We start from the raw sequence: 25082 nt of genomic DNA, 5'->3' as shown, positions 1-25082 counted from the left end.
AGCGTGTCAAGGTTGATGTAGTTCAGCATGTAGTCGCTGAACCGGTTGTGCTCCTTACGGCTCTGCTTGCGCAGGCGAGCGTGTCGAACCTGCACAATCCCCTCGCTCTTCTTCCGGTCGTAGCTGTAGCTCATGAACGAGAAGGAGAACGATTGCCCCTCTTCGGAGAGGCGGCGCATCTTGTCTATTGCAGTGAATACATCCATGGCGCAAAAGTATATGGGGGCATGCGTTTAAAAAAGGACATCATCGGCTGACATTACGTTCGAGCGTCTCCACCCGCTTGATACCGTCGCGAACCTTGCGTGGATCGACTACCAGCTCCTTGTTGCAGAGGACAGCCAGCAGGCGGTTGTTCTCCTGCAGGAGTGCAATAACCTGCAGCCGCTGTTCCGGAGTCATCTGCCCCAGTTCTGCGGAGAACGTGGTGGATGGTCGTGTTGGATTGTCGTAAGTATATCCGCCGAAGTAACGACCACTGCGGGTGCGAACTTGTTCCAGGATCTGCGTCGTGTTGAGCATGCGGATGGTCCCCTTCTTCTGCGCCACGTCAAACACATCGAGGAACTGCTTTACTGAAGGATTAGCCACAGCTTCGTGGTTGGCCACAAATTCATTTTTGTGCACAGGGATTACGCCAGCAACGTCGTCTGGATTACCTTTGCGGGTATAACCATCTACGTATTCGTCGGAGTAACCGCCGGACTTGAGTCCTTTGGCCTCGTCACGCTGTTGTTTGGCCACAGCTATCTGTGCTGCACCTGCTGCCAAAGCTGCGGCGGCAGCGGCGGCACCCAGTGCAGGACCAATAACAGGTATGCCGGCCATAGCTTTGTAAGCTTCCATCGCTGTCACTGCCGTTGTAGCAGTAACCTGGAGGACTGAGGCAGCAAATTGCTTATCTGCATATTTCTTCTTGACTTCATTAACAGCCGCTTCCTTTTGTTCCTCCAGCTTTGTTGTATCTTTACCAGCTGCTTTTGCATCTTCAATCTGTTTGTCATAACGGCTCTCAATCTTGCTGATTTCAGCGTCTTGCAAGGCTTGCATCAGCTGGCTGGCCGCTGATGCAGCCTGACCTATAACGTCAAGAGAAGTTTTCGTTATCTCTTCTCGTCTTTTCTTTGCAGCTTCTGTCAACTGTGTTTTCGTGTTCTGATATTCCTCATAATTGATTAGATCAGCATCATACATGGCCTGCAGGAGATTCAACTGTTGGTCAAGATCAGTCGTGCTAGCTATTGTAGCAAAACCGCTCTTACGCTGCTGCTTTCTGCCGGATTCTTTATCTTTCAGATCCATGTCCTGCAGTCGTCCGTCTTCGGCCGATGTATCCATACCGAATGCGGCCAACAAGTCGCGTCGCTGCTTCAGGTAGCTTCGCTCGGCTTCAAGCATTCGTTCTTGATAATCCTCTTGCGTTTGAATGTCTCCGTCGAGATAAGCCTGCTTCAGGCGGCTCTGCTCTTGTTGGTATTCCAGATCCATCTGTTCAAGTAAGTCTGTCTGATGGTTAGCATTCACCTTTTGCGTTTCTTCGTGTAACCGGTTGGCCTCGGCTATCATCTTGTCGTAAATCTGTCCTTGTATCTCACTGCTGTCCTTTCCGAATTGCTCGAGCAACAACTTACGCGAAGTCAAATATTTAACTTCCGCATCATAAAGAGCCTTGTTATATTGATCTTCGGTCAACTGTTGGTTCAGATACTTTTCTTTTAGCAAGTTAAGTTCGGTTTGATAACGTGATTTGAGAGCAGATTCTGCTTCTGACTGGTCGGTTTGTATATCTATGCCTGTAACTGGAGCGTCTGGAACCATCGCAACGATTTTTTCCAATCGTTTTTTCTCATCAATGTAACCGGCTATTACCTTCATCCGTTCTTTGAGGTCATGTTCCAGGCCGCTGAGATACGTTTTCTGTAAGATTTCATTGCTACCCGCCTGTTTCAGTAGGCTTTGTTTCTCTGCTTCGTACCATTGTTTGTTAGTAATCATGCCCTGTGTTATGAGGTTGTCTAATTCATCGATAGCCTGTTTGGCGTCTGCCTTCATCTGTTGCTTTTGTTTGTCAGTCAAAAATTCAAAGTTGTCAGCAGACAATTTTACGCTCGCAACTTTGTCCATTGTCTCTTTTGTCCGCTCCAGCTCATCATTCATATTCCTTAATGCATCAGTAGTCTGCTCTGTCTCATCACGGAAAATAGTAAAGTAAGAGATTGCTGCCGTCACTCCAGCAATCACCAGCCCCCACGGGCTTGCCTTTGTAGCCTTGCTGAATAGATTAGTTGCTATTGTGGCTGCTTTCGTCACTATGGTATAGGCTTTTGTAGCGATAGTGCTTGCATTCGTAGCCACAGTGTATGCAGCTATTCCGGTAGCGGCTGACAAAATGATTCCTTTATATTCTATTAATATTGAAACAATCGCTTTGAGTCCATTCACCGTCAGACTGCCCGTTGTCACCATGTACTTCATCACCGGCAAAAGCTGTTCGCCAAGTTCTACACGAACGTCCTTGAAATGTTTCTTCGCTTTGTCAAGTCCGGCCTGTACGGTATTGTTTTGTACACCAAATTCATTGACAATACTGGTTCCATCGATGAATGCCTCGTTCGCATTCTCCTGTTCTCGGCGAACCTGGTCGATGTTTCCGGCCAGTGCGGAAATGACACCTGCGGCTTCTGCTCCGGAAAGTTTCATTTCCTTCAGGATGGGTGACATCTGTGCCATTCCTCCCATCTTGCCCAGTGTGCCGAGGAACTGAAGCAAGGCTTCGTTAACGTCGGTGTTCACCAAGTTCACGAACTCCTGCACGTCCATGCCTGCCAGCTTGGCATACTTGGCCGGTTCCTGATAGATTTTGAGGATTAGACTTTGTAGGGCGGTGCTGGCCATCTCGCTGCGCAGCATGTTCTGGTCGAGGGCGGAAGCGAAGCCCATAACATCGGTCACGGCCAGGTCGGCCTGTTTGGCCACACCTCCCATGCGAGCCGTGAACTCCACCAAGTACGGCTCGGAGGCCGAAGAACTCTGAGCGACCTGGTTCACGGCTGAACCGATGGCCAGCATATCTTCTTTCAGCGTGCGGTTTCCGTCACCGAACATCTGCGACAGCTTGCCGATATTCTTCACGGCATCTTCGCCAAGGTCTTCGCCCAGTGCGACGTTGATCATGTCGGCTGCTTCGACAAACTCCAATACCTGGTCGCGGCTGCTGATGCCAAGCTTGCCCGCCTCTCCGGCCAGACGGTTCAGTTCTTCGCGCGGCGTGCGGGTGTCCATCTGCTTGAATGACTCATTCAAAGCCTCGGTCTCTTCTTTTGTCATGCCGGTATATTTGATGACCTGGCTCTGTGCCTCCTCCATTTGCGCATATTCATCGACACACTTGCGAGCTGTCAAGGCTAGGCCGGTCAGTGAAGCGATGACCGACGCGCCGATAGTTGCATAACGATTGAAGCCATCAGCCAGTTTTGAGATAGAGAACTGGGGCTCCTTAGATTCGTTACGCAACTCCCGGATGCGGGCATTAACCTCTTTGAGTTGCTGGTTGTACTGCTTCCATTGTGGAAGACTTGGATCGAGATTGAGCAAAATGGCATTCAGCTCCCGCTGGCGGTTGCCCAGTTCCTTCAAGCTGAGTTTTCCGATGCCTATTTCTTCGAACAGTTTGTCGTATTCAGACTTCAGCTTTTTTACGACCTGTGCTTGAGCTTTGTATTCCGCACTATTCTCTCCAAACTGTTTTTTCAGTTTGGTCAATGTGCTGGAGGCATTCTTCATGTCTTTCTCCAGCTCAATCATCTTCTGCCGGGCGCTGTCCTGCTGAACGATGATTTCCAGCTGCACTCTATCTATCTTCAGACTCATAAATACTACCTATTGATGACGCAACAAAAGTACGTGCAGCCGGATACGTAGAAAAGGACATGTCTATTCGTCGAGCCATCGCCCGTTGTCGAGCCACACGCCCCCATCACGCCACTTGCCATCTGTAAGGATCCATCGGACATCGGCTTCGGTGTCGCTGATGTTGATGCGACAGAAAGTACCCTTCCAGGAACCCTTTCGCCCGTTGGCGTCCAATGTATATTCCATCTCCTTGCAAACGTAACGGCGGTTGGAAATCTCGAAGATCATGCGCGGATCATAAACATTCGGGTCGTAGCTCTCGATAGTGATTTCATTGCGATAGTCGATGTCATAGTTACCTTGGTAGCATAGTTCGTCGAGCTTCTGCAGGCGCAGTGAAGCTCCGACAGTGTTGGTCTTGTAATAGCGGCGGCGCTGTTCGGTACCGCTGACCGGCAGAATGGCGTATTCGTCAATGTAGGGTATCGGATATCGAACCCGTTCCGCAGCAACAACACTGCTACCTGAACCTTTGTATTCTATCGTCATGTCTCCGGTGTAGAATGCCAAAGCCAACGTACTTTTTGAGGTTGAATCGTCTTCGGTCTCCGTCAATCCATTTTCGATCATATCAACCAGCGAAGTGCTGCTATTTTCTTCATCCGTAGAACTGACATCGCCCGGCGACGGCACCCATACGGTATAGGAATACTCCACTGCCCCCGAAGCATACTTGTGCGTCTGCGTCTGTACCGGGCAGGCCGGTACGATTTCGGATGTCACTTCGCCCACCGCTTCATCTCGCTTCAGCCCGGCAAACTGGTCCACTATCACATATACCGGCCACTTTGCAATTTCGTCAAATACGGTACCCAGGTACAGGAATTGCCTGCCTGTCACGGCATCCGTATAGATGGTGTCCGTGCGGGCGTGCTCCTCTTCGCGGAACCAGCGGGAGATGCGGTCAATGTCCGTAGCCTCGTAGTCCTCGGGGATAGTGTCGTATTTGGCTGCCTGACGGATGGCATCGGTCAGGCAAGCATATTTCCAAAAACTGTCACTGCCCAGGTTGTAAGCCACGTCGCTGGCGGCTGCATCTTCCACGTCCGGTTCTTCATCCACTTCGGCCTCGTATTCGTCTTTCACCTGCTGTACATGCAGCGTGGTGACACCAGCGAAGAACTCGTTGCGGAAGAGCAGGCGCACATTGCGAGTACGGGCGTCGATGACAAAAACCATGTTGAAGGTGATTTCAATTTGCTCCAGGAAGTCGAGCACCGACCAACCCGGCAGCATCTCGCACCACTTCGATGTATGCTGCGTATGGCACAGGTACAGGTCTTTGAACGCGGTCTCCTCGAGGCTGTTTTCTGTCAGCGTATAGCCCAGTGCCCGCAGCACCTCGCGGATATAAGCGCACAGATAGGGCTGTGGGATATAGACACCATCGGTTATCCATTGCGGAACGACACCCGTATCGTGGAAGAAATTCCACTGGTTCAGCACACGACTCTCCGTATCGCTGTACACGGGTGCCAGGTTGTATTCCGCTTCGGGATACGTCTTTTCGTTCGGGCTGTAGTCACCCGTAGCCGGTACCGTTTCCTTCATGTCCAGGAATGAAATCATCAAGTCGCCTCCGATGACGTAGTTCAGTTCGGAGTTACCGCTGGCAATCTGGATGGATACGGTGTCGTCCGTCCAGGCGGTGATGACTTCGGTACCGTTGCAATATACCCGGTTGTCTGCGATCAGTACCGCCGACCGCTCGCTCCGCACCTCGGTGACGGATGTCAAGCGGTTCAAGTGCTCGTAAAGCGATGCATTGGTCGGATTGCTGAGTTGCAGTGTGATGTCGTAGGTGTATTCGCCGTTTTTTGTGAACAGCGGGTTCTCTCGCTTCACCGACACGCTGAAGTCCTTTGGAAGTACGGCATGGGTGCCGTCGATAATCAATTCGGTCACGTGGATAATGGTTAATGGTTAATGATAAATGGTCAGTTGAAGTCCTCTATGTCCAGGCCGATGCTCAAGCCATTCCATCCGCCGTAGATGTCGTATTCCCACTCTGTGAGCAGGTCGTTGCCGGAGCGTAATTCGCCGCAAAAGGCATCCATCTCCAAAAGGGCGTCACGCAATATCCGCATCATGCGCTGGATACGTGCATAGTGCTGCAGCTCCGCTTCATCGGTCTGTTGGCCACTCGGTATTTTCTCCAGCAGGAAAATCAGAACCTTGTTCCGATCGCTGTGGTTGTCGAAGGTTCCGTTCATCTGTGCGTCCGGGTAATTGGCACAAAGCTGGATTCCTGTGCGGTCTTTCAGTTTCTTCACCATGTGACCCTCACGTACCGCCATCACGATGCCCTCTATCTGTTCTTCACTCTTTCGGTTTACCTTTTCCCGCAGCTCGGCCAGGATTTCACGGTATTGTACAATATCAATCATACGTCCATCAGATTGCTTTGTGTGTCATCCGCCAGCCGGAAGCTGAACTCCACCGTCTTCATGGTGGAGCGGCGGAAGTCACGATCATACTTCATGTTTGTTATCACTATCGGCAGCCAGTTCTCGCCGGCCTTGACCTGAACCTCCTGGGCGTGCAGCATGTCACGCCACAGGCGGTAGTCGCTCTGCAGGAGGATAACGCCGCTGTTGGCCGTGTATTCGTCGGTCACCTTGACGCCGAACTTGCGCTCCACGCCCCACATCAGCGCCGTATCGCTTTCGTCGGCAGCCGATACGGTCAGGCCGCCCGTGGCAGTCAGCACCTCCGGCATGTCATATACATTTTTGAAACGGAACTGCCACAACTGGCCGTAGTGCGTCGGATCCACGAGGAACTCCAGCGTGCCGCCGTTGAAATTCACCTTGTAGCTCTGCAGGGCATCCACCTCGAGCAGGCTGCACACCCGGCTGTAGCTTACGTCAACCGTCAGCATCGCATTGTCACCGCCGGAAACCTGCACTACCTTATTCTTTTCTGCGCCTTCAGCATCGGTACCGTACAGAATGTATCCGCCCGCATGCCGCTCGCCGCTGGCATATTCAGTGACGGATGGATGCGTCACCTTGCGGTTCACTTCGCTGAGAACCGCCGGCAGGTTGCCTGCCTTGTTGGTCTGCATCCGGCTGTACATGACGAAGCTCTGCGCGTCCTGTATCTCGTTGATCAGGAAGGTAAAGGTGCCTGCGGCCGTGGTCTGAAGGGTGTGCTCGCCGTCGGGCCACACGCCCCACAAGGCCATGGCACAGAACTTGCCCAGGCGGCGGATGCGCACCTGGTTGTTGCCGTCCGGCACATAGTCCTCGTCGAGGATGGTGCGTCCTCCGTATTGCACGGAGAAGCGGATGGTGACATCGGTGTCGATGATGTAGTCCTGCATGGTGGCGCAGAACTCGTACTCCCGGGGTCGTTGTAGCACATTCATAGGCGCATGTATTTATTACGTCGGTCGTTTTCAGGAAGCAGCGTGTAGTCGGGAGCAGATCCGTCGCGTGCCCGCTTCATCTCGTCGAGCCAGTGTTCGCCGTCGCCCGCCATCCATGCGGCGGTTCGGCCCACGTCGTCCAGCGACGGAACCTGACTGCCCTTCATACCGTTCTCGGCCAGATAGCCCTGGACTACGCCCATCGGGAAAAGCCGAAGGGGCAACCGGCGCAAGGCGGCGGACATGGCCAGCAACGCAACAGCCATCGAGGCGGCGTAGTGGGCTTCGGTTTCGTCGCCTTTCTCTCCCAGCAGCTCCGGCCAGTTCTCTCCGTAAGCACGGCTCACGGTGCGCGTCTGCACCTCGCGGATGAAGGGCACCAGCATCAGGTAGAGGCGTTCGCTTCCCTCGGTCGGGAAGTAACGGTTCAGCTCCCGACCGCTGCGGATAATCAGCTTCTTCGTTTCAAGATACGTAGCGCTCTCTGTCCACTCCTTCAGGTTGGTTTTGTTCAGGTAGCGGATGAGCGCGTCCACCGCCCGGTAGTATTCCTCCAGGTGCATGGCGTCGTCACGGTCAAGCTGCCACTCCCAGGGCAGTTTGTCCGTGCCGTCGGTCGATACCTTGAACTTTCGCCCGTCGTCTTCGTGGCTCAGGTCGTTCTTGCGGTAGAGTCGCAGGGTCGCCAGAATGGCGATGGGGCGCTGCACCTTCTTCAGCAGCTCTGCATCTGTGCCGTCGGCTGCCAGTTCCATCACTTGTTCGCCCACCAGTTCGGCCAGCTCTTCGGTAGCCTGTTCGATGTCGCCCACCACCTTGGAGAAATCGTTGTTGGCGTAGTAGTTCCCCGTCAGCTGGCGGAGTTCTTCGCTTGAATTGATCAGTAACATGTTGGTCATGATTAACAATTTGTATGATAGGCAAAGTTACGGACTGCGAAAGATTGGAAAAAGGACACAAAAAAGGGATGCCCATGGCGGACACCCCTGTAACCAAGTTTTCTTAATACACAAAATACCAAGGTAATGTAGATGAGTCAGGATGCCGGTCTATCCACGACTGGAGGTAGATCATCCGCTTCTCCTCGCGACGCTGGCGGTACCAAGCCCTTTTCTCCTGCCAAAGTTCCCGGACGCAGCCAACCATCTCCGCATAGTCCCTGCCTCCGGCAGTGAAGACCGTTCCGCTGATGTTGAACACACCTGTAATGGCGACACCGTTGTTTCTCGGTTTGCGCAGGAAGCGGATGTGGCAGTTCTGAAGGTCAAGCCCCAGGCGGGCGAAGTCCTCATAGGGATTGCCGCTGAAGGTGCATGAACACTGGCCCGTTTCGTGGGCGGACGTTCCGGCGCAGCCAGACGTAGCGGCGGGGGAAATGACTGAATTGTGTATCATAATAAATAAAAAGCACCCGTGCCTGTCCCGTCGTCTATCACATTCAGTCAAATGCTGTACGGCCATTAAGCCTGTACACGGGGGTACACGGATGCCATATATTAATGGTATATACTATATGCACGGACATAAAAAATGCCTGCTTCTTCGCAGGCTCGCGTCCTGCATTTGACTGTTATTTATGATAGACGTTGCAAAGGTAAGGATAGTTTTCGGAAAAGCAAGGGAAATAAGAAAAAAGTTATAGGAAAGTTTGTCTATAATATATTTATTATATATCTTTGTGGTGTCAAAAGATAACCGCGTCATTAAAGAAAGGAAACGATGGAAAAAGAAGAAATCAAAAAAGCTATTGAGAAAAAGAAGAAAGACATCAGCGATTACCTGGAAATAGTGAAGTTGCTGACCGTCACCAAGGAAGAACAGGAGAGGCAACTGAACATCATGCTCGATGACCTCGCCAAACTGATGAAACAACAGAACGAAAAGTAAAATAACTTCCCCCTCCCGACCGTCGGGAGGGGATAAAAAAAGATAAGATTATGGATAACTTGAATGAACTGCTGAAAGAACTGAAGACGCTGGTAGGCGGAGAGGGAGAGGAGAACCGCCGCCGTTTCTCGGAAATTCTGAAAGAACTGGAAACCCGTAAGGACGAACCGCAGGTGCAGGAAGCGTTGAGCGCTTTTGTTGCGTCCGGCGTGGACGAAATGAAGCAAGACATCGCCACGCTTCGCCAGCAGATAGAGGAAGAGGACTACAAGCTTATTCCCATCAGCTACATCGCCAAGAAGTATTTCGGCAAGTCGGCCTCGTGGCTCTACCAGCGCATCAACGGCAATAAGGTCGGAGGACGTCAATACACGCTCAACGAAGAGCAGAAAGCCACGTTCAACGCCGCCTTGCAGGACATTGCCGACCGCATCCGCTCGTTTTCCATTGCTTAGTCAATGGATTGCCTTTATCTTTTGACACCGAAGCCCCGTAGCGTTCGAGCGCGCCGCGGGGCTTCATCTTTTCTCAATGTTTGTATTGTTTCGTCAGGCGGTCTGCCTGGTGTTTGTCGGTGTCGGTGGCAGTACCGAACACGCCGCTCGAAGCCACGCTGTAAAGGATGCTGTTCAGCCCCAACCCTTCAGCAGGCTTCCCTTCCGTGCGCTTCGTCCGGTCAAAAACTGGTGCAAAGCACACCTCTTGCCCGTCAATCAGGAAAGTACCTGTATATAGATACTGGCAGAAGTAGGCAAACCAGGCATAGATGCCCCATCGCAGGTAGGGCTGTATCATGGCGGCCCGCGCCATCAGCACCGGCAGGCGGTCTGCGTCGAACGGCTCCCGCCGGAACACGCCCTTCAGTTTCTGCGCCGGACGGTACAGTACGGCGCACAAGGCCAGCAGGTCGTTGTCCTCGTGCGAACGGTCATAGAGGTTCATGGCCGCCGTGGCCGCGCGGAACTCGCCGAACGTCAGGTCGGCGCCATGACTGGCCGGGCCCAGCAGCGGTCCGACCTTCGGCAGCAGGTTGACCGTGCTGTCGTAGGTGAGCGACACCCAGGTGTGTTCACCTTCCTGTTCGGTTCTCCACATCCAGCCTAACGTGCCGGCCAGCCGGCGCACCAACAGCCAGAACTCCGGTCTGTTCTTCTTCAGTCCGCGGTTCTGCAGCACGAAGGCGCACCAGTCGCGCAGGATGTCGTCGAGGGTGATACCCTTGCGCTCCATCAGCTGCTGGCGCAGCCACAGCAGCCGGCGCCATTCTTCGGGAGCCACTTCCTCCCAGCAGTCCGGGAAGTCCAGCCGTTCGGCTTCCCGTCGGTTGATAGATTCCTTGATACTTTTCATGATGGTAATTGGTTAATGTTAAATGGTCAAATCTCCATTATCACAGGTTGTTGGTTGTCCGGCTGCCGGCGCTCACGTTGTCCTCCTTGTTGATGGCCTTGCGGTAGAATCCCAGGAAGATACCCTTCTTCTGCGGGAAGTTGATGCGGATGGCGTCGTTGATGGCCTCCAGCACGATGTCTTCGGCTATCTGCGTATCGGCACCGTAGAAGATCTTTAAGGCATAAAGCATCTGGCTGCCGCTGTCACTCTTACCGTCGATGATGATATTGGCCAGGGCGGGCGAAAGACCGAATCCACTGGTCGTGGAGCTGTCGGCAATGCGTGAAATCTTGGCTTGTGCTTCGATGTACTTATCGATATTCATCTCGATGGGCTCCACCTTCCAGCTCTGTTCTTTGCCATTGGAGTCGATGAAGTCCACACAGGTGAAGAACTTGCCGGCATTTTCCCGCCCGGCCATCACGTCGGCGATGGTATTCACCAGCTGATCTTTGAGCTTCTCCATCTCTTTGGCCAACTGATCATCTGTCCATTCATCGTGCATGGACCTCAGCATGGCTTGCTTGTCTTCCCAATACTGCTGCGGCGTATGCACCATGTAGGCCGCCGCTATCATGTTTTCGTTCAGATGACGGATGATCTCCGGCAGATCGTTGGCGTTCTCCAGCCAGGGAACGGACCCGAAGAAGCACGACAGGGCGTACATGTTGCGCCCGAACGACCGCAGGCTGTGGTACTTCACGGCGGCGGCATGCTTCGTTGGCTCCCATTTGTCGAAGGCCGGGAAGAGCTTGAACGTCTGGCTCCGGTAGGAGTCGAAGTCGCCCAGCAGGTACTGCGTCACGTCCTCCAGGTGTCGGCTGTCGTTCTCCGGCCACACCAACCGACACTCCGCGCTGTGCAGGCACTCCAGGCGGCTCACCCAAGGGCGCCCGATGCGGCGTCCACGCCCCATGACGTATTTGTTGAACACTCCGTTCATGTGCGTGTATTCCACGAGGCACGAACGCACGTATCGACGATAGTCCCACGACTCCAGCCACTCCTGTATCTCATCATCCTCCACCCACTCCTGCGTGCGTTCGTTGTTCTCCAGCTTCAGGCGGTAGAGTGCGGGGCCTTGGCCGTAGAGCAGACCGATTTTCCGATCGAGGATGCCCGGTCCGAGGTTGTTGCGCTCCAGCAGGTTACGAATGCCGCCTGCCACACTGACGGGATCATCGTCCCAGTTCGGTGCACGAAAATTAAAAAACTGGCTCATGCTCGAACTCCAGTCCATGTGCAGCGCGAACTGGCCTTTCGCCGTGTCCACGAACGAATAGTTCCCGATTTTCTTCTTGATTGTACTCATATGGTTGCGTTCTTACGATTTTCGAGGATGCCCTTGAACCGTGCGATTTCCTGCTCACCCAGCCCGTACATGATTTTCGAAACGAGCTTGTAATAGCCTGCGTACATGTTCTTGGCGTACCAGCGGTTCGAAGTCCTCTTCAGCTTGTTGCGCTTCATGCCCCAGATGTCGTGCATGGTGTCCACTTCGTGCTTATTCCGCTTGTAGCCCGCCATATCCACGGCACGACCGTATCCGAAGAACGAGAAGCGCAGGCCTGGATTACCATTCCTGACAAAAAGGCCCCACGATATGCTATCCAAAAGCGCATCCGTCCTACGAATTTTCTTCGTCTCGATGGCTTTCACCAGAATGCTACACAGCCATTCACCATGTTTTTCCAGGGCTTCTTGAATAAACAATAGCTTTATTTCGTCACTCTCTTGGCTGATCATTGTCGTTACTCTTTGTTTGGCACAAAGGTAACGCCCGCGGGTGCGGGAGAAAAGGACATAAAAAAAGAGGCCTCCTTTCGGAGACCTCCCATCGCTTTACAGGTTATATTTACTCGACCGAAATAAGGCTCTGCCCGATGCGGTGCAGCCCGTCCACGATGCGCTGGCGCTGTACAGGACGCGGACGCTTCAGCCCGTTGGCATAATGGCTCAGCTGCTGCTCGTTGATGCCCGATGCCCGCGCGATGGCAGCCAGCGAAACAAACTGTCCGCAGTTGCGCAACAGGGCAGATACGCCCAGTACCCATTCAAAATCATAATTTCCTTCGGCCAGCCAGGCAGACACCTCGTCGCCGTCGGCCAGCATGCCTTCTACGTGGAACTCGACTGCTTCACGCACAGCCTGCTTCAGCCCGTCCAGCGTCTTGTCGGTCACCACGACAGCACCTGGCACCTGTTCGTCCACCGAAGCGCAGAAATTTTTTTCCGCCCACTCCACATTCACTTTGATAATCTTCTTTTCCATAGTCATATCTTTTTAAAGGGGTGGCCTTATCGCCACCCCGCCTGTTTCCAAATGCTGTTGAGGTTGTTTTGGTCCATGTCCTCGTTCGGTTTCCCTCTCACGGTCACCTTGCCGGGCTTGTCGGGATGCTTGAACTGGCGGTGGTCACCACGCCAGTATGACAACACCCACCCGTCTTTTTCGAGGAGCTTGACAACCTCCCTAACTTTCAATACTTTCATAAATCGATTGTTTTGGAACACTGCAAAGGTATTAAAACTAATACTAATACACAAGTTTTGCCCGAAAATAGTATTAGTTTTAATACTATTTAAATATAAAACCCCATCTGTCCTCACGGACAGACAGGGCTATCAAAATGTATAAAAAAAGTTTGCGACATTCAGAGCTTATTCCGCTCAATATATTCTTTTTCGTCGAGAGCCCCCTTGATAACAGCGTTTGCCTCAATGCTGTTGTAGGATAACCGCACACCATGGTACTCCAGTTCTGCCGGTAGCATACCTGTTTCAGAAAAGAATTCACGTGCCAGGCAAAGCAGGTATCTCAAGTTATCAATGTTCTGCAGGTCGTATCGGATGGAAGCGCTGTTCATGCCTCACCCCCTTTCTCTTCCTGAATGAAGCGACGCAGGATGTCTTGCAGACCAAGAACCTCGCCTGCCAAATTCAGACGATCCTCTTCGCTTCCCATATCATTACGGATAATGCCTGCCAATATCCTTTGAAGTGTGTCTATATACAACGTGGCATAATCCTGTTGTTGCAGGTCGTATATGACTTCCACTACATCGTTTGTCATGTTTACACCTGTCCTACTCATTGCTCACCTCCTTCTTTTTCTCCGTTCAGTTCCAGCGCATATTGCAGGCAGGAGATAACTTCGCGCACTTCATCGGCGGTCATTTCGTCGATGACGAAATTGCCATGATAGGAGAGGTTGTACCGGTAGCCGGTATGCGCCGAGTCACAGTTGGTTCGGTAGCTCTGCACGTTGGCAACTGCCGATGGCTTCAGATGCTTAACTTCTGTCATTTCCTACCTCCCTTCCTTGCTTGTACGACACAATAGGCCAGCCCAAGCACGGCAGGCGGCAGGACAAACGACAGGCACAGGCACCCGATGGCACCTACATACCAGGCATCACGGGTTGACCGGATTTGACAGTCTGAAGGTAGTACACGGTTGAGAGATTCACGGAATTTGCTCACCTTATTCGTGAGGTGAGCAGGCACGGCTGGCGTGCCGATGGTCAGTTCTTTTTTCATACCTGTACCTCCTCTACAAACTGGATTTTTACGAACTCCTCTACACTTAAGCGGCTTTTGGCGAAACAATAATGAGCCATGTTGTAGCACCATCGGTAGCTACGCCCGTCGCCCAGGGTCAGGATGATCTTGTCGGGGTCGCAATGCTTACCATGTACGAGGTCGAACACGCTTTGGCTCAACCGTTCCAGCGAAATGTACTTCACGCTGTGCTTACTCTCTTTGCCGTCGATGACCATCTGCACCGTGGCAAATTGGATGGGGTTTTCTTTTTTCATATACGAAACACTTGTTGTTAGCAATGGCAGATAAAAAAACGGCCGCCAAACCCGTTGCTAACAACAAGTGATTCAACCCCGCCGAAGCGTTGGAATATTGTTCGGGATGGCAGCCGCTATGCTGTGCGCTATGCGTCTGATGCAATGTGTTTCGTATATGGCTACCATTTTCGTGACACCACGAAAATGATACCGGCGGGCATAAAAAAAGCCCACGTTCGCAAGTGGACAAATACCGTTTGTCCGGTCGGGGTTGAAGTCTTAACAAGTCAACCACTTGTTGTTAGCACTGCAAATATAGGGATAATATTTGAAAAGCAAGTACATATTATTCTTTTTCTTCTTCTAAATCATCGAAATTTTCCGCAAAGTTCTTTTGGGATTGCACCCAATCATCATTTATTTTTTGGTCATTTTTCATAGCTTTTTCAATAGCCAATGTTTCTTTGTATTCCAATGCAGAAGCCATCATCGTCCATTTAGCCTCAATGCCTCTATTGTCTATTTCCTTACGAATATCCGCAATTGGCACCCTAAAAAACTCTTTCCTTGGATTTACTTTATTGACTTGGTTTCTCACAAAGAATTGATGCAATTCTGTTTCCAATTTTGGAGCATCCTCACTATAAATCATTGCGTGAACATCAAAAGGAAATGGAACACTTGCATCGCCAAGTTCACGAACTCTATCCAGAGGCTCAAGCCTACGAGTCATGCCAATCTTGAATACATTTTCACCGAATGATCCTATATTGGATATGATATATACATGACCGGATTTGGTTTGTTGCGCCATAGATAAAGCTCTCTGATTCTTAGCTTCCGCTTCTGCCAGTTTTACCTGCAGTTCTGCCAGTTGTGCCTCATATTTCATTTTCTGCTCGGCATTTGCTTTTTCTATAGCTAACCTGGCTTTCTCCATTGCCTTACGTATTGTTTCTTCTTCTTTTTCAGCATCCTTCAAGGCTTTTTCATATTCACGCCTGGCTTTTTCTTCTTCGCGTATCTGTTCCTTTATCCGGCGCTGCTCCTCCCGTTCCTGCATCTTCAGTTCATTAACTGCAACAGCCCATTTCAATTCATCCAATCGCGAATCAAGATAAGTCTGGTTGATCCTTGCATTTCTGAAAGCACTACCAAGATAGTTCACAAGACTGTATGCGTCCCGGATTTTTCGCGCGCCCCATTTCCAAACGGGGCATAAATATTCTTCAAAAGTCCATTTTTATGCGCACTCATGCAATTTAATAATCAATAAAATTCTAATAATCAAACAATCAACCCACCCACACCGACCGCCGGGGAGGTGTGAGAGGTATCTCTCCCCGTGCCGCGCCGCCCCCAAATTGCGATTGCAGCCCCCTCAAGGCTCGGAAATGTGATAAAATATATTTACAGAAAATACGCCCGCCCAAGTAGCCGCCCATATAGGGGCAAATCCCACCTGCGCCGTACACATCCAGTTAAAGACTTCGGGCACAAAGAAAGCCCTGCCATCCATCACGGACTGCAGGGCCATAGAGAAACTAACAATAAAGAAAAACATCAGATGAATGATGAACCGGAAAGGCTTTTCCCTCGCTGCCAGGTGCGTATGGTATCTTTGCGCAGGATGGCATACTTCAGTGCATCGGTCAGGTTGGTGCTCTCCTTGGGCAGGCGGGCGGTGGGCAGCTTGTCTCCAGTCTTCTCTTTTACCACCATCTTCGACTGGTCGGCCTGGTTGACCTTTACCTTGGTGCGGGTCACTTCCATTTCGCTCTTGAGGTTGGGGCAGTTGTACTGGTCGATGAGCAGCGTGAACAGGTGCCGCTCCAGATTTCCGGCCAGCAGGTCCATGAAGAAACGATACTCAAGGTTGCTGCCTATGTTGCCCTGACCCAGCGACATGAGCTGCACCTGCCAGCCTGTGCGACGTCCGTCGGCATCGAACTCGATGTACTTCTTGATAGTGGTGGCCATATCCTGATGCACACGCTTGTAGTTGTTCATGGAGCGGTCGTAATAGAGTTTCAGGATCTTGCGTTTGTGCGGGCGGAAGTAGGCAATGAGTATATAGTTCCTTGAGTACACGAACCACATGCCCGGTCTGCTGCAAGAAAACCATGGAAAGCATGTTACCCGCATCCATACCTGCTTCAATGGGGCGGCTGGTATCAAGATAACGCAGGACAGTACAATCTTGCTCCCACCCTATGGGATGCTGTTCGATGATCTCGTTTCGGTAGCCGTCGGCATAGAAATTCTTCAGAGTGAGGTTGCAGTAGAACATCTCGGTAGCCTCCAGTTTTGGAATAATGGAAAGCACATTACAGGCTAATCCCTCAAGACCTTCGTCAAGCTCGCCCGCAAACCAGTCTTCGCCCAGGACGTCGGCATTGACGTAGCTTGAGGATATAAAGAAGAACGATACGCTCCGGCGGGCTGCTATCCATCGTTTTTCCCACCGCTCCATGGTACGCTTGGCCAGTTCCATGGTGCGGCGAGCTTCGGGCAGCTTGGTGCGCAGGGATGCGTCCGTGCGAGCCTGCTCGGCCAGTTCTTCGTACTGTTGCAGGCGGGCGACGTATTCGCGCCGGGTGTCGTTGTATACAAAGCTTGCCTGCATGAGCAGCAGGATTCGTTTTTTGTCGTTTTGCTTGGCCAGTTTGAGAATCCAGTCGTATTCGCCCAGGTGATTGGGGTTTGGCATATCGGTAGTAAGCGTTCGGCTGCGATACCACACGCTGCCTCCATACTTCACACGAAAGCCGCGGACGGCCTTCAGGAGGTTGGTGAACTTTTCTTCCGGGAAATACTTTACTTCGTCGCCAAACACGCCGACATACGAGCGACCGGCGCCGATGGACGCGCGGTCGAGCGAAATGAAGGTGAAATTGAAGCCGGTGAAGAAGGTCATGGTGTCCGTCCACTTGGTGTTGACGTTGTACATGCGGTCGCGCCAAGCCTGCGGAGGTTCCTGGTCTATGACATAATGCACCCCTATCTGCCAGCCAAGCATGGAGAGGCCGTCGATGAGCGACGGGATGATGTTCTTGCGCAGGTCGCTGTAGGTGTCGGCCACCCAGGCAAATGGTGCACCCGGACAGTCATGTACGGCTTCCTGCACACGTTCGGAAAGCACCTGCACCGTCTTGGCGCTGGCACGTCCGGCCACCCAGTAGAGCGACCATGGCATCATGAGGGTGATGAGCTGCGCCATCCAGTTGGAGTAGCGCACCTCCACGTCATTCGTAGTCTTTAGTTTTTTCTTCCGTGTCATCGAGCATTTCTTCTATATCCACATCAATAATATTGGCATCGCGGCGCAGGCGGTCTTTCTCACGTTCGGGAATGGTCATGGAGTCAATCTGCCGGGCCAGTATGTGGCGACTGACGCTGGGCAGTCCCACCGCCGACGGGTCGAGGTCATAGACCTTGATGGGCTTCTCGGTAATCTCCTTCGGCTTCACCGGGTCGGGCTTGTCAAGCTGCTTGATGCGTGCAGCCTGTGTGAGTAGGTTGCCGTATACCTCCATGTCCTTGGCGCACGTAGCATTTTGAAGCACGGCCAGTGCAGCCTTCTGGAGGTTATCAAAGATGATGTTGCGGTGCGCGTCGTTCTCCACCGCGTCGTTGAGGAAGAACAGGTTCAGAGCCTCGGTGTACATGCGGCGGGCACGCATCCGGTCCATGTTGAACGGTTCGTGCATGAGGAAGGCGATGGCATTGTCCTTTCCATACTTCCGGTTGATGCCCACCAGGGCATACAGCGCATTGTAGTAGGCAAGTTCATCGTCCGTCAGCTCCATGGTGCAGCCGGAAGCGATGTAATCCTGAAGGACGTCGAAGTGAGATTGGTCAAACATTCCCATTATCCAATATCATCAAAAAAAATCTTGTTAATCGAGTTCTTGTAACCGGCAGCCTTGCGGAACTTGTCGAAGCGCTGCGCCTGGGTGACATTCTCGCCCGTCTGCGCTGCCGCCGACATGGACAAGCCTTCTTTGGCCGCCTGCAGGAGTTGCCCGCGGTCGTAGTGATACTTGAGCGGGCTGCCCACCAGATTGAAATACCACAGAAAGTCTTCAGCCGGTATGTTGTAGTACATGGCTATTTGTTCGGGGCGGTATCCGATTCCGGCCAGCCGCTCATATTCGTCAATGTCAATTCGGTCGAACCAGGCAGGAGCATCCCGCCATTTAACCAATTCGTCTGCTGTGAAACTCATATACGTTACGGTCTTGTAAGAAAACATATTGTTCTTCCATCGCATTCTCCCCATAGTTGCCGGAACCTTCTATCACGAAGAAGCCTGCCTCTGTATCGAGGCAGGTTATCTTCTTATGGCTCCAGGAGTACGACAGCGTGAGTACTCCGGCGTGGTGGAGCTCGACCAACCGGGCGAAGATCTTCGGCATGCGGAACTGGAGCGTTTCGGATACGTGCAGATGGATGCTGTCAATCAACCCCTTTTCGCGCCAACGCAGCAAGGCATTCAGAATGCGTTCGTTGGTGGAATAGGTAGCTATATACAGATGGCGGACACGTCCTGCATGCTTGATGAGATATACAATGAACGTGAAAGCCGTGAAGCTCTTCTTCGTTTCTATGAAGAAGGCTTCACGGGGCCCAGGCAGTCTGCCACATAGTTCCTTCAGATTGTTGAGCTTGAAGGTCAGCATCTCCTCGAACCTGCGTGAATACAGGTGAGAGTCGGCCATCTCCATTCGCAATTCGTCCAGTGAAAAATAGTAGCTCATTCCAGCAGTCGGTTGATGTCTTCCAATTCACGTTCATATCCGGCCAGCCTCTCCCGGCGCGTGGCGTCGAGGTGTGGCTTGTCGCCCTTCCTCATCTCCGACTTCACCCGCCAGATGTTCATTTCCACCTGCCGTTTGCGCTGCAGCAGTTCCTTGATGGGAAGTGTGAGCAGCTCCTTGCGGCGGTTGAATTCGGCAAATGCCGGATGCTTGCCAAGCAGGGTGTGATGCTGTTTGTACCAGTTCAGTTCCTCCCAAATCATGCGGTTGTCCAGGTAGTTGTCGATGAGCCTGCGGCTCACGTCTGCACATTGCTCCAGCGAGGTGCAGTCCTTCAGCTCGTGATGTAACCGTACATAGGCATGATAGCGGTTGAACTTGCGGGAGGCAAGTGCCTCCAGCTCCATGGGGCAGTCCGGTTCATTCAGGAAGGGGAACTCATCGCGGAACGGATGCGCTTCGGTATGATCGGGCTTATCCGGGATTGCTGTCCTTCACTGCTCCAGTTCGGTCTTTTCCGGGAAATGTTCTTCGAGGAAGTTTTCCAACCACGGCGAATAACCGGAACGGGCATTGTTCAGGAACATCTTCGGCAGAAGCGACTTCACGACCTCGGTGCTTGGTTTCTGTGATACCACCGGCAGGAGGAAAGGGTCTTTTTTCCAGTCCAGCGTGACGGTTGTCACCTGTGGCTGCCGCAGGTTGAAATAGATGGACGTGAACAACATGCCTTGATTCATCTGTTCGCCGAGCTTGGCAATCAGGCCCAGCCACGATGCCTTGTTGAAGAATACCGGAGTGTGCGTACCGTAGTTCAGGCAAGCGGCATCCAGTTCTTTCAGGCAGTCAATGGTGCGCTGCATGTTCTCGCGGTAGAATCCCTTGTACTTCTGCGGTTCGAGGGGGCCAAGAACTTTCGGAATTCGGATGTGCGAAAGGTCTATGGGCTGCAGCACATAGATGTCGTCGTTCGTCCACACGAAATCATCGGTCACGGCATCGCTATCCAGCGCAGCCTTCAGCTTGTTGAAGGTGTCCACCGACGGGTTGTCGGACATGCGCGGGCATTCGATGAAGTGGATTTCGTCGGAGAACCAGTCTTCCTGGTCGCCGATGACGACAATGTTAGCGGGGAAACAGCAGTTTTCGGCCCAGGATCGAAGGGCATACAACAGTTCCTTGCCTTGGGCAAACTCCTTGCAGTAGGGAATGACAATGGATGTGTGGTCTGCCTTCATCGGAATCAATGGTGATGACTCGGAGGCACTCTCAACGATTTGGTTATTCAACTCAACGCAGTTTTCTTGTTTTTCTTCTTTCATACGATTGTTTTTGGGTTACACGGCAAAGGTAATTTGCAATCGCAATTTTGGAAAGGACAAAAAAAAGGGCGCAACCCCTGCGGCTGCGCCCCCTCCGATCGGATATCAATCAAACCACTAAAAAAAATTCAGACTCCGCCACCCTGACTGGATTCAGCCGCAGCAGGCAACCCGAGGATGGCATTGATTTCTTCATTGTCGGTCATCGGTATCAGTGACTTGGCGATGCGGCCAAGGGTGTCACCCCGCAACGAGCTGGCCAGGTTGACGGTAGTCTTGTTGGCCTCGTTGTTGTCCTGACCTTCTGCGGTCGACATCTTGAGCGGCGTGCAGGGTGTACCGGCAATCTTGCAGTCGTCGCCTTTGCAATTAAACACGATGGCACCCAGGTTCTCGTTGACGTTGTTGTTGACGAACTCATCCCATTCGACTTCCGAGCCCGGATGGTCGAAATCCACGTGATGAATGAAGCCACGGGCGTCATCATCGCCTTCTGCCGTATGGTAGATGTTGATGGTGCTGTCCGTAGCGTACACAGCAACCGGCTTCTTTTCTTCCTGGAACTCGAAGGCGGTCACCTTCACACCTTTATCATCCTTGGTAAAAGTCTTGACATCATCCCAACGGAAGATGATGATGTAGGACTTTTTGCCGGATGCTCGCCCCGCATTGTTATTCTTGCGGGGTACTGATATCATGCTATATGCTTCAGCCATAATTAAACCTCCTATTCGTTACGATTATACACCACCTCCCTGGCTTGATTCTGCATCCTCTGTAGGAGGAATATAGGCAAAGATAGCTTCCGCCAGCCAGAAGCCTACACCTTCCCACCACTCGGCCATCACATGCACGTCATAGTGATAAGTTTCCATGCGTATCTTCGTGTTCTGCGGGTTCTTGCTCTGCAGATGCTTGAAGTTCTCTTTCGGAGTAATGAAGAAGACGCCAGTACCACGCATACCTTCCAATGGTGCGAAAGTAAAGTTAGAGAAATCAACCTTGACTTTCTCCCCATCTTCATTCTTCAACCACGGATACTTCTCGCGGTAGGCCTTGCTATATCGAGTCACGAGGTCAGGGTCTGCATGAATGTACATGGTCTTGCGCTTGTACAGCGGCTTGACCTCGTTGACAGCCTTGTCTATCTGATCAATCAGCGTATCATCTGTTAGCGTCTCACCGTCGAGCAGCCAAGTAACCTTTTCATTGTTGGCCTCTTTCAAGGCTTTCAGTTGAGTCACATATCCATCCATTACCTCGTTGGCTTCACCAGCTGGATCGCCATCTTGGGTAGCAGTGTTCTCCTTATACTTACCGACCGCCAGAGCAATTTCTCGCTCTTCGTCCAACTTCGGAATGATAAGCTGGTAGATGATGTACTTCACAACTGGCATATCCTTTGGATCGAGATTTTCATCGTACAAGTAACCAAGAATATCCTCCATGATGTCGGACGGTGTGATGGGCACGTTAATTTTGCACTTGTAGTTCTTGATGGTGAGCGGAGTGAATTCGCTATTGCCCTTGGGTGTCCATTTCGGTACAAATGCCTGGAGAACTGAGTCGATAGCAGACTGGACAGCACGAACCTCTGTCTTATCGGTAACGATAGTAGACATGTACTGAATTGATTCAGTCTTTCCCAGCAAGTCCTGAAGGATTTGCAACCGCTCAGAAGACACATACTTACCGAACTCTTTCTGCAGTTCTGTAGTGTCTATGGTGTCATTGCCACTGTAAGCGGCTCCCTTGAATGCGGCATCGAGATACTGGTTGTGCATCATCGACATGTCAGGCTTGAATTTGGGCATATTTTGTCCACTTTGTGCCTGTACGGTCTGGCCGTTGGCTGGTTCTTCTACTTTGCCCATTTTAGCAATTTGGGCATCTTTCTCCTTGATGGCAGCCTCGAACTGTGCTTTCTCCTTTTCCAGATTTTTCAGCTTAGTACGAGCTTCAGCCAGCAGACGGGCATTTTCGTCTCTCTCTGCTTCGAGCGAAGCTCTTACTTCGGCCGTTACAGCCGATTCGGCAGGATTGCCATCCTTCTCAAATTCCTTCAGATCCTTTTCAAAGGATTCAAGGAACTTCTCACCATACTTTTGTTTCAGCTGCTCGCGCTGTGCGTCGAGCAAGATGGATTTTCCAGACTCATCTTTTGCGAAGGCGGAAATCCCCAGAAACGAAAGTACCACGCTCATTACTTTTGCAAACATAGCTAAATAGTTAAGAGTTAATATAATTATTGATTATAGCTTTTGCGCTAATATCGTTGGCTCGCTGCACTGCGTAATCGAGCGAACCGGTAGAATCTGCCAATCCAACCTCAACAGCCTGACGGGCGTAGAACATACGCCCACGCAGGATACCTTCTGTATCATCTTTCAATTTTGGCCGGTTGGTTTTTACAGCTGCCTGAAATTCGACAGCCAATGGGTCAAGTTCTTCGTCCCGAATTTTGTCGTACTCTCCTTTTCGAGCAAGTTCGAAAGGTCTATTTTTGTAATCAGACAAATTACTGTAGACCGTGTGAATTTTGATACCAGCATTTTCGTAATACCTGGTGTAATCTGCAAAACTCATCATTACGCCGATACTACCGAATTCGGAAGACACCTCATTGGAAGCGATTATCTCATTACAGTAGCAAGCCACATAATAGGCCGCAGATGCACATAAGTCACAATAAGCTACTACCGCTTTGCCCTTTGATTGGGCATAGCGGATAGCATCAGTCAGTGGTGCAATAGCATCGACTGCACCACCACCTGAATCTATGTCAAGAATGAGAGATGAAATATTGTCGGAATCAACGGCTTCTCGCATCATATCTGCATATTCGGTCGTACCGTAACTGCACAATGTGCCATACTTGAGCATTGTTCCATGAACAGGAATAACCGCAGCACTACCTTTAGGTGCATCTGAGAAACTGTTATTACTTCTCGCCTTTGCTCCTTTGTGGTAGAACGTGTATGCAAGTGGTTTTTTCTCCGACAAATTATCACCGTCATCTATGGCCATACTTCGATCCAGCAATTTGTCGACCAACGGTATGTTGGATTCGACATCTTGGAAGCGAAGGAACCATTTACCTCGGCATACAGCACTGTATAATGTAGAAAACGCCATTGTATTTATACCTATTGAAAACCAATACAAAATTACAATGGTAGTTTCGGTTTAAAAGGACTGAAAAATCTTAGCAGCTTCAGGGCTATCTCTCTCAAAATTCAGATTAATAGTGGCTGGTGAACCACTGATGGAAAATGAAACAAAAACAGGGAATTCGCCTGAACCAACAACTTTCTTTTCTCCATTGGTATAAGTTAGCACAATAATACCAGGTTCTAAGAATATAGATCTTAGTTTGCCTATATTGTTATGACTTGTATCTGTAACAGTAGCACTGAGCTGTTGTGCAACTGACATATCTTCCTGGTCATCCTCGTTGAATTCACAAGAAGATATATCAATTCTATAAGATTCACCACCCAACTTTACATTTGGTATACCTGGTAAATATTCAATATTTACCGTGCTAATCGGGAAAAAATCAAAACCACATATCTGTGCTCTTTTATTATTGTTATTCATACGCTTAATTCTTAATTGATATTTTATCGAAATAGATATTTTTACTTACAAGATAATTGGTTAAATATTGTCAAGGGAATAAAGACAATTGAATATCTTTATCTACCTCTCGTATGATTTTTTTTCGATTCCTATAATCGAACTTTTTTACCTGGTCATAATTCAGCTGATTATTCTTGATATTGTATGCCATCAAGAAAGCTTTTATAATCCTATCTTGTTTATACCCTTTTTCGTATCCTGCCATGAAATATTCTCGTATTCGTAAACGGAATGAAGCTTCAATGTAATCTTGTATCATTCTTTGCTTCCAATCAGGAATGTATAGAAAATTATCACGGAACAGGAAATGATTCCATTCTTGTATAGGTAACAATAATGTGATTGGATTCTCCTTAATAGCTTGTTTGTGAGGACGGTCTGTCATTGTAACCATAGCCTGTATCAGTTTCCCGATGTCATTATTTGTCTTTATGATAACAGCACCATCCTCTTTTCTACAATCAAATTCGTGGTATAGATAATCATGCAAGTATGGTTGCAAATCAATGGTAACAATAGGATTCATTTTGTAATCGTTTGGTTTCATGCAAATATAAAAATTATATAGAATATATTCAATATACCGCCACCCCAATTCAATATAAAATCTCTCGATAGATAACAGGCATATTTTGCCATCTACACCTTCTACACTTTCTACAAACATATTATCTATCTGTAAAACAACACTTTAATGATTAATAGTTCATCTATTTTTTGTAGAAAAACCATCTACAAAGTATGGTTTTGTAGAAGAATAGTAGAAAAGTAACATTTTGTAGAAATTTGTAGAAGTTTGTAGAAGACATTTTTATAGGTTATTCTATTGATTTATAGCATTGTAGAAGTTGTAGAAAGTGTAGAAGCGTTTTTTGCCCCATCAGAAAGAGGAATATACTTTCTGTGAGGATAGAAAAAAGCCCCGACCTTCACAGGCCAGGGCTCCCACTCAACTATGATAGACACTAAAAAGTATAGGGTGATGGCACCCCATCGGT

At 50.4% G+C, this 25082-nt stretch carries 31 protein-coding genes; 2 read left to right on the top strand and 29 right to left on the bottom strand.

Translation table 11 applies throughout. From position 1 onward, the window contains the following. The 7 genes from Q1Y74_RS11690 to Q1Y74_RS11660 all read right to left on the bottom strand — a co-directional run. On the bottom strand, positions 1-206 hold a 206-nt coding region (locus Q1Y74_RS11690), incomplete at its 3' end, for a hypothetical protein (RefSeq protein WP_300814505.1). Between the two features lie 40 nt (positions 207-246). Then, entirely contained in the window at positions 247-3870 is a 3624-nt protein-coding gene (locus Q1Y74_RS11685; protein ID WP_300814504.1) for a phage tail tape measure protein, read from the bottom strand. A 63-nt stretch (positions 3871-3933) separates the two neighbouring features. Further along, positions 3934-5817 (bottom strand): hypothetical protein, encoded by a 1884-nt coding sequence (locus Q1Y74_RS11680; RefSeq protein ID WP_300814503.1) that lies wholly within the window; start codon positions 5815-5817, stop codon positions 3934-3936. 32 nt (positions 5818-5849) lie between these two features. Then, complete coding sequence (locus Q1Y74_RS11675; RefSeq protein ID WP_300814502.1) at positions 5850-6299, bottom strand: hypothetical protein; 450 nt, start codon at positions 6297-6299, stop codon at positions 5850-5852. Further along, positions 6296-7282, bottom strand: coding sequence for a hypothetical protein (locus Q1Y74_RS11670; protein WP_300814501.1), 987 nt, complete (start codon positions 7280-7282; stop codon positions 6296-6298). The genes Q1Y74_RS11675 and Q1Y74_RS11670 overlap by 4 nt, the downstream gene beginning before the upstream one ends. Further along, a complete protein-coding gene (locus tag Q1Y74_RS11665) occupies positions 7279-8172 on the bottom strand; it encodes a DUF6712 family protein (RefSeq protein ID WP_300814500.1) in 894 nt (297 codons plus the stop codon). The genes Q1Y74_RS11670 and Q1Y74_RS11665 overlap by 4 nt, the downstream gene beginning before the upstream one ends. A gap of 112 nt (positions 8173-8284) precedes the next feature. After that, the gene (locus Q1Y74_RS11660; RefSeq protein WP_300814499.1) at positions 8285-8677 is read right to left on the bottom strand and encodes a hypothetical protein; all 393 of its coding nucleotides are present in this window, start codon (positions 8675-8677) and stop codon (positions 8285-8287) included. Between the two features lie 324 nt (positions 8678-9001). Here Q1Y74_RS11660 and Q1Y74_RS11655 point away from each other — a divergent pair, with 324 nt between their 5' ends. Together Q1Y74_RS11655 and Q1Y74_RS11650 are read left to right on the top strand one after the other, a co-directional pair. Beyond that, complete coding sequence (locus Q1Y74_RS11655; protein ID WP_300814498.1) at positions 9002-9169, top strand: hypothetical protein; 168 nt, start codon at positions 9002-9004, stop codon at positions 9167-9169. A gap of 50 nt (positions 9170-9219) precedes the next feature. Then, positions 9220-9624 (top strand): DUF5053 domain-containing protein, encoded by a 405-nt coding sequence (locus Q1Y74_RS11650; RefSeq protein WP_300814497.1) that lies wholly within the window; start codon positions 9220-9222, stop codon positions 9622-9624. Between the two features lie 73 nt (positions 9625-9697). On the opposite strand, the gene Q1Y74_RS11645 is transcribed toward Q1Y74_RS11650, so the two are convergent. The 22 genes from Q1Y74_RS11645 to Q1Y74_RS11540 all read right to left on the bottom strand — a co-directional run bounded on the left by Q1Y74_RS11645 (position 9698) and on the right by Q1Y74_RS11540 (position 24751). Then, positions 9698-10519, bottom strand: a complete 822-nt coding sequence (locus tag Q1Y74_RS11645) for a hypothetical protein (RefSeq protein ID WP_300814496.1) — start codon at positions 10517-10519, stop codon at positions 9698-9700. Between the two features lie 40 nt (positions 10520-10559). Next, the gene (locus tag Q1Y74_RS11640; protein ID WP_300814495.1) at positions 10560-11873 is read right to left on the bottom strand and encodes a hypothetical protein; all 1314 of its coding nucleotides are present in this window, start codon (positions 11871-11873) and stop codon (positions 10560-10562) included. Further along, complete coding sequence (locus Q1Y74_RS11635) at positions 11870-12307, bottom strand: hypothetical protein (protein ID WP_300814494.1); 438 nt, start codon at positions 12305-12307, stop codon at positions 11870-11872. Before Q1Y74_RS11635 ends, Q1Y74_RS11640 begins: the two co-directional genes overlap by 4 nt. 109 nt (positions 12308-12416) lie before the next feature. After that, entirely contained in the window at positions 12417-12833 is a 417-nt protein-coding gene (locus Q1Y74_RS11630; RefSeq protein WP_300814493.1) for a CopG family transcriptional regulator, read from the bottom strand. Positions 12834-12859: 26 nt separating this feature from the next. Then, positions 12860-13054, bottom strand: coding sequence for a type II toxin-antitoxin system HicA family toxin (locus Q1Y74_RS11625; RefSeq protein WP_021848393.1), 195 nt, complete (start codon positions 13052-13054; stop codon positions 12860-12862). 161 nt (positions 13055-13215) lie between these two features. Further along, entirely contained in the window at positions 13216-13428 is a 213-nt protein-coding gene (locus Q1Y74_RS11620; protein WP_300814492.1) for a hypothetical protein, read from the bottom strand. Continuing rightward, entirely contained in the window at positions 13425-13634 is a 210-nt protein-coding gene (locus Q1Y74_RS11615) for a hypothetical protein (protein ID WP_300814491.1), read from the bottom strand. Before Q1Y74_RS11615 ends, Q1Y74_RS11620 begins: the two co-directional genes overlap by 4 nt. Before the next feature lie 17 nt (positions 13635-13651). Then, positions 13652-13867: a hypothetical protein gene (locus tag Q1Y74_RS11610; protein WP_300814490.1), complete on the bottom strand. Its 216-nt coding sequence runs from the start codon at positions 13865-13867 to the stop codon at positions 13652-13654. Positions 13868-14096: 229 nt separating this feature from the next. Next, on the bottom strand, positions 14097-14378 hold the full coding sequence (locus tag Q1Y74_RS11605) for a hypothetical protein (RefSeq protein WP_300814489.1): 282 nt from the start codon (positions 14376-14378) through the stop codon (positions 14097-14099). 328 nt (positions 14379-14706) lie between these two features. Then, positions 14707-15528, bottom strand: coding sequence for a GIY-YIG nuclease family protein (locus Q1Y74_RS11600; RefSeq protein ID WP_300814488.1), 822 nt, complete (start codon positions 15526-15528; stop codon positions 14707-14709). A gap of 395 nt (positions 15529-15923) precedes the next feature. Next, on the bottom strand, positions 15924-16340 hold the full coding sequence (locus Q1Y74_RS11595) for a hypothetical protein (RefSeq protein WP_300814487.1): 417 nt from the start codon (positions 16338-16340) through the stop codon (positions 15924-15926). Beyond that, the gene (locus Q1Y74_RS11590; RefSeq protein ID WP_300814486.1) at positions 16231-17640 is read right to left on the bottom strand and encodes a hypothetical protein; all 1410 of its coding nucleotides are present in this window, start codon (positions 17638-17640) and stop codon (positions 16231-16233) included. Before Q1Y74_RS11590 ends, Q1Y74_RS11595 begins: the two co-directional genes overlap by 110 nt. Then, complete coding sequence (locus Q1Y74_RS11585) at positions 17606-18226, bottom strand: hypothetical protein (protein ID WP_300814485.1); 621 nt, start codon at positions 18224-18226, stop codon at positions 17606-17608. The genes Q1Y74_RS11590 and Q1Y74_RS11585 overlap by 35 nt, the downstream gene beginning before the upstream one ends. Before the next feature lie 5 nt (positions 18227-18231). Next, entirely contained in the window at positions 18232-18588 is a 357-nt protein-coding gene (locus Q1Y74_RS11580) for a hypothetical protein (RefSeq protein WP_300814484.1), read from the bottom strand. Beyond that, positions 18560-19120: a hypothetical protein gene (locus Q1Y74_RS11575; RefSeq protein WP_300814483.1), complete on the bottom strand. Its 561-nt coding sequence runs from the start codon at positions 19118-19120 to the stop codon at positions 18560-18562. Before Q1Y74_RS11575 ends, Q1Y74_RS11580 begins: the two co-directional genes overlap by 29 nt. Further along, positions 19117-19527, bottom strand: coding sequence for a hypothetical protein (locus Q1Y74_RS11570; protein ID WP_300814482.1), 411 nt, complete (start codon positions 19525-19527; stop codon positions 19117-19119). The genes Q1Y74_RS11575 and Q1Y74_RS11570 overlap by 4 nt, the downstream gene beginning before the upstream one ends. Positions 19528-19614: 87 nt before the next feature. Further along, positions 19615-20442, bottom strand: a complete 828-nt coding sequence (locus Q1Y74_RS11565) for a hypothetical protein (protein WP_300814481.1) — start codon at positions 20440-20442, stop codon at positions 19615-19617. A gap of 128 nt (positions 20443-20570) precedes the next feature. Beyond that, on the bottom strand, positions 20571-21158 hold the full coding sequence (locus Q1Y74_RS11560) for a hypothetical protein (protein ID WP_300814480.1): 588 nt from the start codon (positions 21156-21158) through the stop codon (positions 20571-20573). 24 nt (positions 21159-21182) lie between these two features. Next, a complete protein-coding gene (locus Q1Y74_RS11555) occupies positions 21183-22661 on the bottom strand; it encodes a hypothetical protein (RefSeq protein WP_300814479.1) in 1479 nt (492 codons plus the stop codon). A 10-nt stretch (positions 22662-22671) separates the two neighbouring features. Then, the gene (locus Q1Y74_RS11550) at positions 22672-23469 is read right to left on the bottom strand and encodes a S49 family peptidase (RefSeq protein ID WP_300814478.1); all 798 of its coding nucleotides are present in this window, start codon (positions 23467-23469) and stop codon (positions 22672-22674) included. A gap of 159 nt (positions 23470-23628) precedes the next feature. Next, positions 23629-24042 (bottom strand): hypothetical protein, encoded by a 414-nt coding sequence (locus Q1Y74_RS11545; RefSeq protein WP_300814477.1) that lies wholly within the window; start codon positions 24040-24042, stop codon positions 23629-23631. A 70-nt stretch (positions 24043-24112) separates the two neighbouring features. Next, positions 24113-24751 (bottom strand): transcriptional regulator, encoded by a 639-nt coding sequence (locus Q1Y74_RS11540; RefSeq protein ID WP_300814476.1) that lies wholly within the window; start codon positions 24749-24751, stop codon positions 24113-24115. Positions 24752-25082 lie beyond the last annotated feature (331 nt).

This window comes from uncultured Bacteroides sp. (assembly GCF_949298305.1).
In the GTDB taxonomy this organism is placed as follows: domain Bacteria; phylum Bacteroidota; class Bacteroidia; order Bacteroidales; family Bacteroidaceae; genus Bacteroides.
The sequence above is the reverse complement of the archived record's forward strand: the minus strand, read 5'-3'. Positions and strand labels throughout refer to the sequence as shown.

Excerpts from the sequence above, each read along its gene's own strand:
- Q1Y74_RS11685 (WP_300814504.1), bottom strand. The coding sequence starts at position 3,870 with ATGAGTCTGAAGATAGATAGAGTGCAGCTGGAAATCATCGTTCAGCAG.
- Q1Y74_RS11675 (WP_300814502.1), bottom strand. The coding sequence starts at position 6,299 with ATGATTGATATTGTACAATACCGTGAAATCCTGGCCGAGCTGCGGGAA.
- Q1Y74_RS11670 (WP_300814501.1), bottom strand. The coding sequence starts at position 7,282 with ATGAATGTGCTACAACGACCCCGGGAGTACGAGTTCTGCGCCACCATG.
- Q1Y74_RS11665 (WP_300814500.1), bottom strand. The coding sequence starts at position 8,172 with ATGTTACTGATCAATTCAAGCGAAGAACTCCGCCAGCTGACGGGGAAC.
- Q1Y74_RS11660 (WP_300814499.1), bottom strand. The coding sequence starts at position 8,677 with ATGATACACAATTCAGTCATTTCCCCCGCCGCTACGTCTGGCTGCGCC.
- Q1Y74_RS11655 (WP_300814498.1), top strand. The coding sequence starts at position 9,002 with ATGGAAAAAGAAGAAATCAAAAAAGCTATTGAGAAAAAGAAGAAAGAC.
- Q1Y74_RS11650 (WP_300814497.1), top strand. The coding sequence starts at position 9,220 with ATGGATAACTTGAATGAACTGCTGAAAGAACTGAAGACGCTGGTAGGC.
- Q1Y74_RS11645 (WP_300814496.1), bottom strand. The coding sequence starts at position 10,519 with ATGAAAAGTATCAAGGAATCTATCAACCGACGGGAAGCCGAACGGCTG.
- Q1Y74_RS11640 (WP_300814495.1), bottom strand. The coding sequence starts at position 11,873 with ATGAGTACAATCAAGAAGAAAATCGGGAACTATTCGTTCGTGGACACG.
- Q1Y74_RS11635 (WP_300814494.1), bottom strand. The coding sequence starts at position 12,307 with ATGATCAGCCAAGAGAGTGACGAAATAAAGCTATTGTTTATTCAAGAA.
- Q1Y74_RS11630 (WP_300814493.1), bottom strand. The coding sequence starts at position 12,833 with ATGGAAAAGAAGATTATCAAAGTGAATGTGGAGTGGGCGGAAAAAAAT.
- Q1Y74_RS11625 (WP_021848393.1), bottom strand. The coding sequence starts at position 13,054 with ATGAAAGTATTGAAAGTTAGGGAGGTTGTCAAGCTCCTCGAAAAAGAC.
- Q1Y74_RS11620 (WP_300814492.1), bottom strand. The coding sequence starts at position 13,428 with ATGAACAGCGCTTCCATCCGATACGACCTGCAGAACATTGATAACTTG.
- Q1Y74_RS11615 (WP_300814491.1), bottom strand. The coding sequence starts at position 13,634 with ATGACAAACGATGTAGTGGAAGTCATATACGACCTGCAACAACAGGAT.
- Q1Y74_RS11610 (WP_300814490.1), bottom strand. The coding sequence starts at position 13,867 with ATGACAGAAGTTAAGCATCTGAAGCCATCGGCAGTTGCCAACGTGCAG.
- Q1Y74_RS11605 (WP_300814489.1), bottom strand. The coding sequence starts at position 14,378 with ATGAAAAAAGAAAACCCCATCCAATTTGCCACGGTGCAGATGGTCATC.
- Q1Y74_RS11595 (WP_300814487.1), bottom strand. The coding sequence starts at position 16,340 with ATGGCCACCACTATCAAGAAGTACATCGAGTTCGATGCCGACGGACGT.
- Q1Y74_RS11590 (WP_300814486.1), bottom strand. The coding sequence starts at position 17,640 with ATGACACGGAAGAAAAAACTAAAGACTACGAATGACGTGGAGGTGCGC.
- Q1Y74_RS11585 (WP_300814485.1), bottom strand. The coding sequence starts at position 18,226 with ATGTTTGACCAATCTCACTTCGACGTCCTTCAGGATTACATCGCTTCC.
- Q1Y74_RS11580 (WP_300814484.1), bottom strand. The coding sequence starts at position 18,588 with ATGAGTTTCACAGCAGACGAATTGGTTAAATGGCGGGATGCTCCTGCC.
- Q1Y74_RS11575 (WP_300814483.1), bottom strand. The coding sequence starts at position 19,120 with ATGAGCTACTATTTTTCACTGGACGAATTGCGAATGGAGATGGCCGAC.
- Q1Y74_RS11570 (WP_300814482.1), bottom strand. The coding sequence starts at position 19,527 with ATGGAGCTGGAGGCACTTGCCTCCCGCAAGTTCAACCGCTATCATGCC.
- Q1Y74_RS11565 (WP_300814481.1), bottom strand. The coding sequence starts at position 20,442 with ATGAAAGAAGAAAAACAAGAAAACTGCGTTGAGTTGAATAACCAAATC.
- Q1Y74_RS11560 (WP_300814480.1), bottom strand. The coding sequence starts at position 21,158 with ATGGCTGAAGCATATAGCATGATATCAGTACCCCGCAAGAATAACAAT.
- Q1Y74_RS11555 (WP_300814479.1), bottom strand. The coding sequence starts at position 22,661 with ATGTTTGCAAAAGTAATGAGCGTGGTACTTTCGTTTCTGGGGATTTCC.
- Q1Y74_RS11550 (WP_300814478.1), bottom strand. The coding sequence starts at position 23,469 with ATGGCCATAGATGACGGTGATAATTTGTCGGAGAAAAAACCACTTGCA.
- Q1Y74_RS11545 (WP_300814477.1), bottom strand. The coding sequence starts at position 24,042 with ATGAATAACAATAATAAAAGAGCACAGATATGTGGTTTTGATTTTTTC.
- Q1Y74_RS11540 (WP_300814476.1), bottom strand. The coding sequence starts at position 24,751 with ATGTTTGTAGAAAGTGTAGAAGGTGTAGATGGCAAAATATGCCTGTTA.